This window comes from Shewanella sp. 8A, assembly GCF_023475945.1.
Classification (GTDB): Bacteria; Pseudomonadota; Gammaproteobacteria; order Enterobacterales; family Shewanellaceae; genus Shewanella; species Shewanella xiamenensis.
In genome coordinates, this window is the sequence record NZ_JAMDJP010000013.1 from 1 (window position 1) to 15,821 (window position 15,821).

General features: G+C 46.6%; 13 protein-coding genes. 1 reads left to right on the top strand and 12 read right to left on the bottom strand.

The annotated features are described in order from the left end of the window. Positions 1–137 precede the first annotated feature (137 nt). The 10 genes from gabT to M0413_RS11715 form a co-directional block, all read right to left on the bottom strand. On the bottom strand, positions 138–1,415 hold the full coding sequence (gene gabT / locus M0413_RS11670; protein ID WP_249554322.1) for a 4-aminobutyrate--2-oxoglutarate transaminase: 1,278 nt from the start codon (positions 1,413–1,415) through the stop codon (positions 138–140). A 63-nt stretch (positions 1,416–1,478) separates the two neighbouring features. Next, entirely contained in the window at positions 1,479–2,927 is a 1,449-nt protein-coding gene (gene gabD / locus M0413_RS11675) for an NADP-dependent succinate-semialdehyde dehydrogenase (RefSeq protein WP_249554324.1), read from the bottom strand. 57 nt (positions 2,928–2,984) lie between these two features. Then, positions 2,985–4,271 (bottom strand): NAD(P)/FAD-dependent oxidoreductase, encoded by a 1,287-nt coding sequence (locus tag M0413_RS11680; protein ID WP_249554327.1) that lies wholly within the window; start codon positions 4,269–4,271, stop codon positions 2,985–2,987. A 315-nt stretch (positions 4,272–4,586) separates the two neighbouring features. Beyond that, complete coding sequence (locus M0413_RS11685) at positions 4,587–5,402, bottom strand: ABC transporter permease subunit (protein WP_037415420.1); 816 nt, start codon at positions 5,400–5,402, stop codon at positions 4,587–4,589. Next, complete coding sequence (locus M0413_RS11690) at positions 5,399–6,304, bottom strand: ABC transporter permease subunit (RefSeq protein ID WP_037415417.1); 906 nt, start codon at positions 6,302–6,304, stop codon at positions 5,399–5,401. The genes M0413_RS11685 and M0413_RS11690 overlap by 4 nt, the downstream gene beginning before the upstream one ends. After that, positions 6,301–7,437, bottom strand: a complete 1,137-nt coding sequence (potA, locus tag M0413_RS11695) for a polyamine ABC transporter ATP-binding protein (RefSeq protein WP_037428537.1) — start codon at positions 7,435–7,437, stop codon at positions 6,301–6,303. The genes M0413_RS11690 and potA overlap by 4 nt, the downstream gene beginning before the upstream one ends. Positions 7,438–7,597: 160 nt before the next feature. Next, a complete protein-coding gene (locus tag M0413_RS11700; protein ID WP_037415411.1) occupies positions 7,598–8,698 on the bottom strand; it encodes a polyamine ABC transporter substrate-binding protein in 1,101 nt (366 codons plus the stop codon). Between the two features lie 622 nt (positions 8,699–9,320). Beyond that, complete coding sequence (locus M0413_RS11705; protein WP_037415407.1) at positions 9,321–10,676, bottom strand: glutamine synthetase family protein; 1,356 nt, start codon at positions 10,674–10,676, stop codon at positions 9,321–9,323. A gap of 1 nt (position 10,677) precedes the next feature. Beyond that, positions 10,678–11,439 (bottom strand): gamma-glutamyl-gamma-aminobutyrate hydrolase family protein, encoded by a 762-nt coding sequence (locus M0413_RS11710; RefSeq protein WP_037415404.1) that lies wholly within the window; start codon positions 11,437–11,439, stop codon positions 10,678–10,680. Positions 11,440–11,823: 384 nt separating this feature from the next. Then, positions 11,824–12,372 (bottom strand): cupin domain-containing protein, encoded by a 549-nt coding sequence (locus M0413_RS11715; protein ID WP_037415400.1) that lies wholly within the window; start codon positions 12,370–12,372, stop codon positions 11,824–11,826. Between the two features lie 233 nt (positions 12,373–12,605). Here M0413_RS11715 and M0413_RS11720 point away from each other — a divergent pair, with 233 nt between their 5' ends. After that, positions 12,606–13,913, top strand: a complete 1,308-nt coding sequence (locus M0413_RS11720) for an NAD(P)/FAD-dependent oxidoreductase (RefSeq protein ID WP_249554328.1) — start codon at positions 12,606–12,608, stop codon at positions 13,911–13,913. Between the two features lie 42 nt (positions 13,914–13,955). Here M0413_RS11720 and M0413_RS11725 read toward each other — a convergent pair whose 3' ends face one another. Together M0413_RS11725 and M0413_RS11730 are read right to left on the bottom strand one after the other, a co-directional pair. Beyond that, positions 13,956–14,468: a DUF2937 family protein gene (locus M0413_RS11725; RefSeq protein ID WP_069454462.1), complete on the bottom strand. Its 513-nt coding sequence runs from the start codon at positions 14,466–14,468 to the stop codon at positions 13,956–13,958. A gap of 92 nt (positions 14,469–14,560) precedes the next feature. Further along, positions 14,561–15,418, bottom strand: a complete 858-nt coding sequence (locus M0413_RS11730; RefSeq protein ID WP_249554330.1) for a sulfurtransferase — start codon at positions 15,416–15,418, stop codon at positions 14,561–14,563. Positions 15,419–15,821: the final 403 nt, after the last annotated feature.

Genomic DNA, 15,821 nt, shown 5'->3' on the forward strand with positions numbered 1-15,821 from the left:
AGCTGGATGGTAAACGGGAAAGGGCATATCCACGAGTCCTTAAAATGAGCAAAAACAAGTTTCCGGTTAGACCAAAGAAAAATGCCGTTCACTCTTAAGTGAACGGCATTACGCCTAAGCGGGATTTTTTATGGCTATTAACCTTTTAACACGGCATCGAAGCAGGCTTTAAGAATGCCCAGCCCCGCAGCGAGCTGCTCGTCTGGCACTGTCAATGGCACCAAAATACGCAGCACGTTTCCGTAGGTGCCGCAGGAGAGGAGAATCAATCCTCGGTTTCTAGCCTCGGCTAAGATTTGAGCACAGTACTGAGGTGCAGGTTTGCCATCTTCCATTAATTCAATGGCGATCATCGCCCCTAGACCACGCACATCGGCAATTTGTGGATGTTCGACTTGCATGGTATTTAACGCCGACTTAATCCGCTCGCCAATCGCATTGGCACGCTCAAGCAGCTTTTCCTCTTCAAACACCTCAAGTACGGCAAGCGCCGCCGCACAGGCCAGCGGGTTACCGCCGTAGGTGCCGCCAAGGCCACCGGGGCCAATGGCATCCATGACTTCAGCTTTACCCGTAATACCTGAGAGTGGGAAGCCACCAGCAATGGATTTCGCAAAGGTGGTGATATCAGCACTCACGCCCATTTGCTCCATCGCGAAGAAGGTCCCTGTGCGACCCGCCCCCGTTTGCACTTCATCGGCAATCAGCATAATGCCTTCGCGGTCACAGAGCGCCCGTAAACGCTGCATAAATGCGGGAGATGCGGCATAAAATCCGCCCTCACCTTGCACAGGTTCGAGAATAATTGCGGCAATATCACTTGGCTCCGCATCATTTTTAAAGATGCGCTCAATTGAAGCCATAGCATCATCATCGGATACGCCGTGGAGCGCACAGGGGAATTCAGCGCGAAACACGTTGGCAGACATTAACCCCATGCCTTTACTGTAAGGCGCGACCTTTCCCGTTAATGCCAGTGCCGCCATAGTGCGACCATGATAACCCGAGGTAAAGGCAATCACGCCCGCCCGCTTAGTGTATGCCCGAGCAACTTTAACTGCATTTTCAACCGCTTCTGAACCGCTGGTGAATAAGGCCGTCTTCTTGGCAAAATCCCCCGGCACTAACTGATTCAGTTTTTCACAGACTTGAATATAGCTTTCATAACCCAGCACCATAAAACAAGTGTGGGAGAAGTCCTCAAGCTGCGCCGCAACAGCCGCCTTAACTTTAGGATGTAAATGCCCAGTGTTGAGCACAGCAATACCACCTGCAAAGTCGATAAACTCTCGACCTTCAACATCCCACACACTCGCGTTTTCAGCGCGGGCAGTAAAAATTGGGTGAATTTGACCCACTCCACCAGCTACAGCGGCTTGGCGACGTGCCATCAATGAATCATTAGTTGTGCTCATTTTGTGTTCCTTACTTGCATTCCCAACTTGCTGAAGTCGCATTGCCTGTCAAGCGTCAGTCACTTAAACAGACATACAGATATATTTGATTTCTAAATATTCTTCGATACCGAACTTAGAGCCTTCTCGGCCGAGCCCTGAGGATTTCATTCCGCCAAACGGCGCGACTTCGGTGGAGATCAACCCAGTGTTTACGCCTACCATGCCGTATTCCAATGCCTCGGCCACTTTCCACACTAAGGAGATATCACGGCCATAAAAATAAGCCGCTAACCCAAACTCGGTATCATTGGCTTGCTTAATCACATCGTCCACATCGGTAAACTTAAACAGCGGCGCCAGTGGGCCAAAGGTTTCTTCACGGGCCACGCGCATACTGCTATCGACATGCGTCAGTACCGTGGGCTCGAAGAAGTTACCGCCTAAGCTATGGGGCTTACCGCCCGCAACCACAGTCGCCCCTTTGCTGAGCGCATCCTCAAGATGGCTCAGGACTTTTTCGACCGCCGCTCGATTGATAAGCGGTCCCGTAGTGACGCCTTCAGTAATCCCCTCACCGACCTTTAATTTGCCCACGGCAATGCTGAGCTTGCGGGCAAATTCGTCATACACACCCGCCTGAACATAAATGCGGTTAGCGCAGACACAGGTTTGCCCCGCATTGCGATACTTAGCGATCATGGCGCCTTCGACTGCCGCATCGATATTGGCATCATCGAATACGATAAATGGCGCGTTACCGCCTAATTCTAAAGATAATTTCTTCAGAGTCGGCGCGCATTGCTCCATTAACTTAATGCCCACTTGGGTCGAGCCGGTGAAAGACAACTTACGCACGACTGGGTTGCTGCACATCTCATTACCAATGCCGATAGCATCGCCAGTGATCACACTGAACACACCCGCGGGGATCCCGGCACGCTCGGCAAGCACGGCTAAGGCTAATGCGGTAAAAGGCGTTTGCGGCGCAGGTTTCACCACCATAGTACAACCGGCAGCCAGTGCTGGTGCGGCTTTGCGGGTGATCATCGCCGCTGGGAAGTTCCAAGGAGTAATAGCCGCGGTCACGCCCACGGGCTGCTTGATCACCATGATGCGTTTATCGCCCTGATGCCCAGGAATCGTATCGCCATAGACGCGTTTCGCCTCTTCGGCGAACCATTCGATAAAGGAGGCGGCGTAGGTGACTTCACCCTTCGCTTCGGCAAGGGGTTTGCCCTGCTCAGTGGTCATCATTAGCGCTAAGTCATCACTGTTTTCATTGAGTAATTCAAACCAGCGACGCAGCTTGGCACCACGCTCTTTTGCGGTAAGTGCTCGCCATGCAGGCAATGCCGCTTCAGCTGCCGCAATCGCCGCTTGCGTTTCGACTTGCCCCATCACAGGGACACTGGCGATCACCGCGCCCGTCGCCGGATTAGCGATAACGACAGTTTCTTTTGACTGCGCATCGCACCACTGACCATTGATATAACATTGCTGACGCAGCAGACTCGGGTCTTTTAACAACACAGGAAATTCCTCTCGCTGCGAGGTAATGCCTTACCTCGTATAAAAAATTCAAATAAATTAGATACCTAATTTATCTCTTAGACTGTAATACCATGCTCCCAACGCACTAAAAGGCACACGTAAGGCGTGTCCGCCGGGGAAGGGATAATGGGGCAGCGCCGCAAAAGCATCGAAACGCGTGGCTTGACCATTGAGCATTTCGGCAATTAACTTGCCTGCCAAGTGGGTATAAGTAACGCCATGGCCGCTACAACCCTGTGAATAATAGATATTTTTACCAATACGGCCGACCTGTGGTAAACGCGATAAGGTCAATAAAAAGTTACCCGTCCAAGCGTAATCAACCTTAACCCCTTTTAACTGCGGGAAGGTTTTGAGCATATTCGGGATAATCAGGGATTCAATATCCGCAGGATCGCGGGCACCATAAACAACACCACCACCGTAGATCAGGCGCTTGTCACCAGACAGCCTAAAATAATCAAGCAGATAGTTACAATCTTCGACGCAGTAGTCTTGGGGCAACAGACTTGCAGCCAACTCTTCATCCAAGGGCTCTGTGGTGATCACTTGGGTGCCGCAGGGCATTGATTTAGCTTGTAATTCAGGCATAAGTTTACCGAGGTAAGCGTTACCTGCCACCACTACAAACTTGGCTTTTACACTGCCCTTAGCGGTGTGTACGACAGGACTATCGCCTTCATCGACCCGCAGCACCGCTGAGTCTTCAAAAATCTTGCCGCCAAGGGATTCTACTGCACGGGCTTCACCCAAGGCTAAATTCAGCGGGTGAATATGGCCGCCGCTCTTGTCCAACATACCGCCGACATAGCGCTCAGTATTTACCACAGTTCGAATGCTGTTTGCATCGAGCATCTCAAGCTTGCCAACATGACCATGGCTTTCCCATAACTGCTTTTGATGGCGTAAATGGCCCATTTGCTTTTCGTTCATCGCCGCAAATACGCCGCCATCTTTGAGATCGCAGTCAATGTTGTACTTAGCGATACGTTCACGGATGATGCGTCCGCCCTCGAAGGCCATTTGACCAAAGAGCTTGGCTTGTTCTTTGCCAACGGTTTTTTCAATGGTATCAATGTCACGGCTATAGCTGTTGACGATTTGTCCGCCATTACGCCCCGAGGCTCCCCAACCAATTCGCGCCGCTTCGAGCACCACCACACTAAAACCCGATTCGAGTAAATGCAGTGCGGCAGACAGGCCTGTATACCCCGCACCAATCACACAAACATCGGCTTCAATCGATTCCTGTAAACGCGCGCGCTCAACCTTATCGTTGGCCGATGCCGCATAATATGATCCAGTGTGAGGTATGGCTGACATGATGTTCCCTTGATTTTTATGTTCATTATTTTAAACAACTATCACATCCTACACCTTCAAATCGGGAAACACTAGCCATAAAAGCACAATAATTTACACAATGTTTGATATTTCAAACAATGTGTCCTTTATGTGTTAAACAGATTTGAAAATTGAGTGTAGAGGTACAGATAAGAAGACTTGGCGGGAAGAGAGAAGGATGGCCTTTGGTATCAAGGCCATCCTTTTCGCGAGATATTTCGACTCAGTGCTTGCTCACTCTGCTCTTGAATCTCAGCACTGGAATTCCCGCTTATTTGTGTATGTTAGTACACGTTAGTTAAGCGGCATTCGTTCACGTTTTTCGGCGCGTCTTGCCATATACCACGACAGGAAAGCGATTAACGACACGCACAGAATGATAAGTGTTGCCAAGGCGTTGATCTTAGGCGATACCCCCAAGCGCACCGAGGAGAACACCACCATAGGTAAGGTCGTCGCACCGGGGCCTGAGGCAAAGCTTGCAATCACTAAGTCATCGAGTGACAAACTAAAGGATAACAACCACCCCGCCACTAATGCTGGCGAAATCATAGGCACAGTGATCAGGAAGAAGGTCTTAAGCGGCGTTGCACCAAGATCCATTGCCGCCTCTTCGATTGACATGTCTAACTCACGCAATCTTGAAGACACCACCACAGCCACATAGGCCGCACAGAAGGTCGAATGGGCAATCCATACTGTCACCATGCCGCGCTCTTTCGGCCAACCTAAAAGATCTGCCAAATGCACAAATAGCAGCAATAATGACAAACCCGTGATGACCTCGGGCATAACCAAGGGCGCTGTGATCATATTCGACAAGGTGAGCTTGGCCCATGAACGCTTAAACCGCGTCATCACAAAGGCAGCCATAGTGCCGATAATCACCGCCATAGTAGAGCTGTAAAACGCAATTCTTAGGCTGGTCCACACGGCGTCGAGGATCTGCTGATCGGCAAATAGCTCGCCGTACCACTTAGGTGAAAAACCGCCCCACACTGTCACAAGCTTGGATTCGTTAAAAGAATAGATCACTAGAATCAGCATAGGCGCGTATAAAAAGAACAACCCAAACCACAGCATTACAGAAGAAAAACTCAGCTTTTTCATAGGTCTTTCTCCAAACTACGTGCTTGATAGCGATGGAATAAGGTAATAGGAATAATCAGTAGTGCCAGCATCACAATCGCCAGTGATGAGGCCATAGGCCAATCACGGTTATTGAAGAATTCCTGCCACAACACTTTACCTATCATTAACGAATCTGGTCCGCCGAGCAGTTCAGGGATCACAAACTCGCCTACTGCCGGAATAAATACCAACATCGATCCAGCAATCACCCCACTTTTGGATAAAGGAAAAGTAATTTTCCAGAAAGTGTTAATCCGGCTTGATCCTAAATCCGAAGCAGCCTCAATCAAGCTCATATCTAACTTCACTAAGGTCGCATACAGCGGCAAGATCATAAAGGGCAAATAGGCATAGATAATCCCGATATAGACGGCGATATTGGTGTTCAAGATTTGCAATGGCTCAGAAATGACTCCTAACCACATCAATGTGTTATTGATAATCCCCGTGTTACTTAAGATCCCCATCCAGGCATAAACGCGGATTAAGAACGAGGTCCAGGAAGGTAGCATCACCAATAACAACAGCACGGTTTGCAACCTTGCTGGCGCACGGGCAATGGCGTAGGCCATAGGATAACCAATGATCAAACAACCAATGGTTGAAATGAGCGCCATTTTTAATGAGCTAAGATACGCGGTGTAATACAGCGAATCATCTAGCAACATCAAATAGTTACCCAAATGCAGGAAGATATTTAGTACATCATCTGCATATTGAAAAGTCGCCTCATAGGGCGGAATTGAAATCGCCGCCGTAGAGAAACTAATTTTAAGGACAATGGCAAAGGGCAAGGCGAAGAACAGCAATAGCCAAGTATAAGGTAGACTTATCGTCCAGAAGCGTCCTTTAAGCCATTTAAGTTTGGACTTTATCTTCATGATCTTAACACCACGCCACTGGTGTCCTCCCAACTGATAAACACTTCATCATCCCAGGTTGCATGGTCGGCGCGGCGTTCACGGTTTGTCATACTGCATTGCACAATCTGACCATTTTCAAGGCGAATGTAGTACACCGAGATCCCACCTAAATAGGCAATATCATGCACTATGCCCTTAGCCCAGTTGTATTCACCTTCAGGTTGTTCACGGCTGATAATGGTTTTCTCAGGGCGGACAGCTAGCCATACGTGTTTTTCTTCAACACTGGTGGTTACCCCGTAACCCACATAGAAAGGCTGTACTAAATCATTGGGTTTAATGATGAGATGGTCAACTTCATCCACTTCAATCTCACCGCCAAAGAGGTTCACTGAACCGATAAATTCGGCAATCATGCGACTATTTGGACTCTCGTAGATATCCATAGGAGAGCCGGTTTGAGCTATCCAACCATCACTCATAATCGAGATCCGGCCCGCCATGGTCATGGCCTCTTCCTGATCATGGGTCACCATCACACAGGTCACACCAACACGTTCGAGGATTTCAACCACTTCTAACTGCATCTGAGTACGTAGTTTTTTATCTAGTGCACCCATTGGCTCGTCAAGCAATAATAATTTCGGACGTTTTGCCAAAGATCGAGCAAGGGCGACCCGTTGGCGCTGACCACCAGAAAGCTGATGCGGTTTACGCTTCCCGTATTGCTCCATATGTACCAACTTGAGCATTTCCTGTACGCGTTGCTCAATTTCAGCTTTCGGTAACTTGTCTTGCTTTAAACCAAAGGCGATATTTTGTGCCACTGTCATATGGGGAAATAGCGCATAGGATTGAAACATCATATTGATCGGACGTTCATAAGGCGGTAGATCGGTAATATCTTCACCATCGAGAAAAATCCGCCCAGAGGTCGGTCTTTCGAACCCCGCGAGCATACGCAACAAGGTAGACTTACCCGAGCCTGAGCCTCCAAGTAAGGCAAAAATTTCGCCTTTATTGATCGTCAATGATACGTCGTCAACTGCACGCACATCATCAAACAGCTTACTGACCCGCTCAATCTTAAGCAGGACTTTTTCTTGCGTCTTTGTAGTGGGTTTATTGGTGACGCCCGAGGTGCTTGCCATAGTACTTCTCCACCCGAGTATTGATGTGATAACACGTTCAACACTTGAGATTTACACAATGAATTAATGAATAGAGATTTAATCTTGCAGACTTAATGTCCAAAGGAGCAGCCATTGTCTTGTTTATCAAAAGGGGCAAGCTGTGCTTGCCCCATGTCGATTATTGGCCAGATTTCACTTTGGTCCAGACGCGAGTTAATACACGTTGGATTTTCAATGGACGAATTTCGCCAATATACAATTTATCTAATACTTCTTTTGGTGGATAAATCGCTGGGTCATTGCGAATCGCTTCATCGACTAAGGGCTGTGCAGGATCGTTAGGATTTGCGTAAGCCACATAGTTAGAGATAGGTGCAATCACCTCAGGGCGAAGTAAGTAGTTGATAAGCTTGTGAGCATTCTCCACGTTAGTGGCGTCTGCTGGGATGGCTAACATATCAAACCACAGGTTGGCGCCTTCTTTAGGAATAGAGTAACCAATCTTATTTCCATTACCCGCTTCATCGGCGCGGGCAGCAGCTTGGAACACATCACCAGAGAAACCATAAGCCACGCAAATATCACCATTGGCGAGATCAGAGATATAACGTGATGAATGGAAATACGTCACATAGGGACGAATCTTTTCGAGTAACTCACCGGCTTTTTCGTAATCTTCGGCCTTAGTACTGTTAGGATCGAGCCCAAGATAAATCATCGCCTGTGGCACCATATCATCGGCCGAATCTAACATGGCAAAGCCACATTTAGAGATTTTTTCAGCATATTTTGGGTTAAAGATCAGCTCCATAGAATTTAATGGTGCATCTTCACCCACAGCCGCTTTCACTTTATTGATGTTGTAACCAATACCATTCGTTCCCCACAGATAAGGGACTGCATATTGGTTACCTGGATCAGCCTTCTCTAACAGCTTCATCAGGTCAGCATTGAGGTTTTTAAAATTGGTGAGTTTAGAGCGGTCTAGTGGCTTGAATGCACCGGCCTTAATCTGTTTAGCGAGGAAATGGTTGGATGGGACAACGATGTCATAGCCGCTGCGACCAGATAATAACTTAGCTTCGACAACTTCGTTGCTATCAAACACATCGTAAATCACCCGAATCCCAGTTTCCTTTTTGAAGTTTTCTAAGGTGTCTTCTGCAATATAATCAGACCAATTATATACACGCACAACTTCTTCAGCTTGAGCAGCTACGCTGGCAAGTGATCCTGCGGTTACTAGCGCCAAAGTCGTCATCTTATTAAATAGCTTCATGCTTTCTCCTTTCTCGGGTAGCAGAATTGCCTTTAACAATTCTGAAATTGTGTCACCGACCATCTGCTCGGTTATTGTTGTTATTCTCGACCAATGCTACACCTTAAAAACCGCATCGGCAGTCTCTACAGCACCATAATGCCTTCATCTCTAGGTCGCTGCAATGAATGGGATTATCAGATTTCATGCCAAATTTATCTAAATCTATATTTGCATTAACAAGCATAAAAATAGACTAGTTATCGTAACACCCTACATCTTGCAATATTAAGGCAAATGCCTCAAGCCCCTAGGGAAACCGCTGCAACCATCTTACAAAGTTATTAACTAACAGCCAGTTAAAACCAAACTTACAGGTTCAACTTTATGTATTTACTCTTAGGACCCAAGCACCGCACACACAGACACTAAATGAATGAGCACTCAAAAGAGCAGATAAATCTTCCCTTTATCCAAAGTAAGCACTTAAGGTTAAAAGCACTCTGCACCAAAGTTAAGCAAGCAACCCAAAATGGTGCAGAGAGTTTTTAATCACTGTTTGAATGTTCTCATTGTCAGGCGTTAGAATCCGTTAACAACATGACAATATTGAACAAAAACAGTGCAACCTATGTAAAACATTTTATACACTGAGTAATAAAAATTCTCGCTCCCACGAACTCACCACTCTGCGGAAATTTTCAAGCTCGGCCTGTTTGACGGCCACAAAGCCCGTGGTAAAGGACTCACCTAAATATTCCTTACAGGCATCACTTTCTTCCATCGCGGCTAACGCCTCTTCCAAGGTTAATGGTAAGCAGTGTGGGTTATTGCTCCGGCTTTCATTGGATTTACCTTGAACGGGTGTGGAGGGTTTGAGTCCCTCGACCATACCGATATAACCACAGAGTAAACTCGCAGCAATGGCTAAGTAGCAGTTAGCATCCGCACCAGGAATGCGGTTTTCAATACGACGATTTTGAGGTGAAGATTCCGGAATACGTAAACCACAGGTCCTATTTTCAACACCCCATTCCAAGTTAACGGGCGCAGAGGTTCCCGGTAAGAATCGACGGAACGAGTTAGCATTTGGCGCCATCAAAGGTAGGAGTTCAGGGATAAATTTCTGTAGCCCTGCGATATAGCTCAAAAACAACGCACTTTGTGTACCATCTTCGTTGGTAAATATATTTTTACCCGTTTCTTTGTTAATCACACTTTGATGAATATGCATAGCACTACCCGGCTCATCGGTTACGGGTTTTGCCATAAAGGTAGCGCAAACATTATGCTTTAATGCCGCTTCACGTAGAGTGCGCTTAAACACAAATACCTGATCCGCCAGTGATAACGGGTTACCGTGACTGAAGTTAATCTCCATCTGTGCTGGGCCATCTTCATGGATAAGCGTATCAATATCTAAACCCTGAATTTCGCACCAGTCATACATATCTTCAAACAGAGGATCGTATTCGTTGGCGGCATCAATTGAAAAAGACTGACGCCCCGCTTCCGGTCTGCCTGAGCGGCCAATAGGCGGCTTGAGGGGTAAATCGTGATCATCGCTGCGACTGGTCAGGTAAAACTCCATCTCAGGTGCAATAACAGGCTCCCAGCCTTTTTCATCATAAAGAGACAGCACTTTTTTCAATACGTTACGAGGTGATAATTCGATAGGATTGCCCATTCTGTCGTAACAATCGTGGATCACCTGCGCCGTAGCTTCAATCGTCCAAGGCAGCATAAATACTGCATTTTCATCGGGAACGCAGACAAAATCGATATCAGCATCATCGAGCAAACTGTAATAGATATCATCGTCGACAAAGTCACCGGTGACGGTTTGCAGCAACACGCTTTCGGGTAAGCGCATACCTTTTTCATCGAGAAATTTATCTACTGGGGCAATTTTGCCACGGGCGATACCAGTCATATCGCTGATAACACATTCGACTTCTGTGATTTTTCGTTCTTTTAAAAAAGCGATTAGCTTATTCATTTTATTTCACTCGAGTTGTAGCCCTACGACGACACGCATCGCCAAAGGCATTGAATATTGAGAGGTAAAATGGGTTTTCACTTACTTTCCATTCAGGATGCCATTGCACACCGAGGGCAAATTCAGTGGCATCGATCACGGAGAAAGCCTCCACAAGACCATCAGGAGCACAAGCTTCTGGCCGCAACCCCATCCCAAGGCGCTCCACGCCTTGAGTATGCACAGAGTTAACCTCTGCAGAGTTACGGCCCCAAGCCTCGTAAATGACCCCCCCAGGCTCCACAGTAATACTGTGGGATGGCCCATATTGCACCTCTAACGAGGCCTCTTTATCTTCTCTATGTTCAATAAAACCGCCCACTTCGTGTAACTTCTGGTGCAGACTGCCACCAAAAGCCACGTTCATTTCTTGAAAACCACGGCAAATCCCAAGCACGGGGACTCCCGCAGCAATGGCAGCTCGAATAAGTGGTAGTGTCGTAGCGTCACGCTTAGGATCGTGGTGAGTACCGGCTTCACTCGGTACCCCCGCATAAAGGTGTGGCTCAACGTTAGAGGGCGAACCCGTAAACAGAATACCGTCAAGTCTTGCCAGAATGGCTTCGATAGGTTGGTCCGCGCCTAAGGATGGGATCACAAGTGGCCACCCCTTAGCACCATTTACCACACCTAATAGGTATTTTTCGCCAACAATATTAAAAGGGTGTGAACCCAATCGTTGGTTACACGCAATAACACCAATAAGGGGTAACAGGGTAGACATAACTCACCTTCCAAGCATTTATTCACGAGTACAATGAACAAGTTAATTTTTAATGTTCATTTTTTCACACAGTACACCGAAATTTAACCTCAGGCAAGAGGTTAAACACTTGTTAATGATAGTTTGATTTAAATGCGTAATTTTTAGTTTTAATACAGAAACTTAAACTAACAATCTTTGTTTTTTGATGATAAAACAACCGCCAGCAGTATTGTCAGGATAAAAATTAGCCAAAGATAAAGACTGAAAACCTAAGTTCATTTGAAAAATATTATTTACACTTTGAATGATATATTACAATCCAAAGCCGGACTAATATGGTGAGTAACTGGTGGGATCTCAAAGATAACGCCACCCTAGGCAATCTAGGACAGCGTTACGCAATTAGAAATTAGCAGGGGTTGTAGCACTGATCAGCCGACAAGGCTCATCGAAGGGATTGCGAAATCGATGGGGTAGCTCACTATTAAAGTAATAGCTATCACCCGCTTCTAAGATATATACCTCGTCGCCAACGGTAAGCTCGAACTTACCTTCAATCACCATGGCAGCTTCTTCACCTTCGTGTTTCAGCATTTCCTCGCCCGTATCCGAACCCGGTGGATAGGTTTCACTCATCACCGACATGGCTCGATTGGGAAAATCACGACCAATCAATTTGAATTCTAATGGCCCAGTACCTATGTTGAGGAGTTCATCGGAGCGATATACCACTTTTTGCTCACACTCAATTGAAGCTTCAATTGAGAAAAAATCGACTAAAGACATAGGGATACCCGACAATACTTTTTTCAAAGAACTGACGGATGGGCTAACACTGTTTTTTTCGATCATTGAAATCGTACTGTTAGTCACACCAGCACGCTTAGCCAACTCGCGTTGGGATAAGCCTTTCATTTTTCGAACAGTTCTGAGACTGGCTCCAATATCCAAATTTCACATCTCCCCAAAGGATCGGTCGCCCCGATAGATGAAGAACGGTTGTTCAGGATAAACACCATCCCAAACACATTTTAGCCCTAAAAGCGTGAGTTTAATCGCTTCCGTTGTATTCTAGCTAAAAAGTGTGTTAAATAAAACGAACACTTTAAAGCAGTATCACAAAAGTGTGATGAGTATACTGAGACAAGCCCAATTTACAATAAAAACAATTTTTTGGAGCCCTAATGGCCACTAAACCTCCAGTGCATAGTGAACAATACCCTCACTCTTATTATCTTGATACTGCTAAAGAAATTTACGCTCACCCTCAACTTGAAGGCAGCATAACGGCAGATGTCTGTATTGTGGGTGGCGGCTTTAGCGGCATTAACACAGCGATTGAGCTAAGACAGCGAGGCTTAAGTGTGGTGTTGCTTGAGGCCAAACGAATTGGCTGGGGCGCTTCAGGACGCAATGGCGGCGAGCTGATCCGCGGTATTGGCCATGACCCAGCGCAATTTATAAACGAAATTGGACAAGAAGGTGTCAGTGCGATCCAGCAAATGGGCTTTGAAGCCGTGGAGATCGTCAGAAATCGGATACAGACCCATGATATCGATTGTGACTTACAAATGGGCTATTGCGATCTTGCGGTGAAGCCTCGACATATGATTGAGCTTCAAGACGAATTCGACAGTCTTAAAAGCCTAGGATATCAGCATGAAATAAAGCTGCTGACCCAATCCCAACTCAGTGAAGTTATCGGCTCAGAATTTTACCAAGGTGCCCTAGTGGATATGGGAAGTGGCCATTTACATCCACTTAACTTGGCCTTGGGCGAGGCTCGTGTTGCCCGTAAATTAGGTGCGCAATTATTTGAATACAGCGCCGCAGAAAAGATTATTTCAGGCAATAAACCGCGAGTATTAACGGCAAAAGGCGAAGTGACTTGCCAATATCTCGTACTCGCTGGCAACGCCTATATTGGCCATAAATTAAATAGCTACATCGGCGGTAAGGTGCTTCCTGCGGGGAGTTATCTACTTGCAACCGAACCACTGACAGAAGCGCAATGCCAAAGCATTATCCCGCAAAACATGGCATTTGCAGATATGCGAATTGCACTAGATTACTTCCACTTATCAGCGGATAGACGCTTACTGTTTGGTGGACTTTGTACTTATTCAGGCAAAGACCCAAAGGATATAGAGGCAGCGCTTAGGCCCAATCTTGAAAAGGTATTCCCACAATTAAAAGGCGTACGCATCGATTACGAATGGGGCGGCATGATAGGCATTGGCGCCAACCGTATGCCGCAAATTGGTCGCCTACCCGATGCGAGTAATATTTTTTACGCCCAAGCCTATGCAGGTCATGGCGTAAATGCCACCCACATGGCAGCAAAACTCCTAGCCGAAGCCATTTGTCAGCAAGCAGGATATTTTGATGTATTCGCCAAGATTAAGCATATGACCTTCCCTGGCGGCCCCACATTACGCTCGCCTATGCTGGCTGCGGGTATGCTGTACCACAGGTTTAAGGACTTATTCTAAGGTTTGCCCTGTCGTTGGATAAACGAGCAAGTATCCAACGACCTATAGGGCGCGGGTTAATTTAATCCGCCTACGCCGCCTTGCCCACAGAATAAAAGGCAGTGAACCAAGATAATGCACGATTAACGCCACCAACACGCCAAAACCGATACCACTGGCGGTTAACGGGATGCCAGGCTTAAAGTTAACAATAGTCTGCTCTAAATATTCAAAACGAGCGGGATTGAACATATAGGCGGTTTTCTCGAAGAGATTGCCCTGCTCAAAAGTCTGCATTCCCTGTTGAAGTGTTTGCAGCAGAGCCAACGTCTGGCGCTTTTGCTCGGCATCCGCCCTAACGCTAGGCTCTTCATTTTGCAAATGGCGGGCGATCATGGTTTCCACATCGCTGAAGTGATACGCCTTAGCCGTGGCCTTATAGCCCTCAACTTGCCATTGAGTCGAAGTATAGAGCCCCGCCAAAAATTGCTGATAATGATCGGCTAATTGGGGGAGTTGCAGCGCCATCACTAAGATAAAGCCAAAGATCAATTTATCGAACAATCTGGTTATCATGACAAACTCCTTGATAAGTCAAAGGACATATCACCGTCAATTGATTGCGGCAAGGTTAGCATTCCGAAGGACTGCACTCCACCTAATATCGTTTAACGCTCGATGGGTAAATCGTTGCGACTGCCCCAATCAGCCCAAGAACCATCGTAAAGTACAGCATCAGTATGCCCCGCAGCGACCGAGGCTAAGATTAAAATACAGGCGGTAATACCCGAGCCACAGCTAAAAATCCTTAACGGTTTATCGCTAACAAGCCCTTGAAACAGCTTAACCAATTCGGCCACATCTTTGATTTTGAAGCCATTGAGCACGTCACCAAAGGGGAGATTGACCGAATGGGGAATATGCCCACTGCGCACTCCAGGTCGCGGCTCGCTCACTTGGCCTAAAAAGCGCGCCGATCCCCGTGCATCAATAATCGCACTATCGCTATCATCAAGCTTGGCTAACACAGCCTCAGCATCCATCACCTTCGCAGGCTGATATTCCAGTACAGCAGTCAGTTCCTCACTATCGCTTGCGCCATAATCTATCCCTTCTTCCTGATAGCGAGATGAGGTGACTCTGTATTCAGCCATCCATTGAGGTAAGCCACCATCGAGCACATACACACGGTGAAATCCCATTACTTTGAAAATCCACCAAGCGCGCGGAGATGAATAAATACCTTGATTATCATAGATAACAACCACGCTGTTCGGGCTAATACCAAGCTTGGCAATTCCTTCTACAAACTGTTCAAATTTGGGTAAGGCATGGGTTTGAGAAGACGTTTTATCGCAAAAATCCTCTTCAACATCAAAGCGCCTCGAGCGAGGAATACATACAGGCTCTGAATAGACAATCGGCTCTTTGCCCAAAACCACGGCCATACTGGCGTCGAGTAACACTAAATCAGGCGAGGTAAGATGCGCTTCGAGCCATTGGGTACTGACGAGAGGATATTCCATTGGTTGTCCTTATTGTTGTTTTATTGATTCAAATTCAACACCCCATCGCGATTATCTTGCATTAATGGCGTATTGAAGTTTCGGGGTATTTTTACAGCAATTTAACCTGAAAACGCCCCCTAAATACTTTCAAAAGATTTAGGCTTAGTGGTGATTCACCTCCACTAAACCAGCTATTTTCTACAGGTGCAACAAGCATTTTTCGATAACCTTGATACTTAACGGCCTATAATCGCTGAATCAAAACTAAGCCAATACATTGAATAACAATATAAAAAAACACGCTCAACTTGAGGTTTTGAAAGGCTAAACCGAGATAGCGCCAGATAAACCATCTTATCTTTAACCCTAGCTCACCAGCTAGCCATCTTCGCCCTTACTACCTCTAGTCTAATAGGTACCA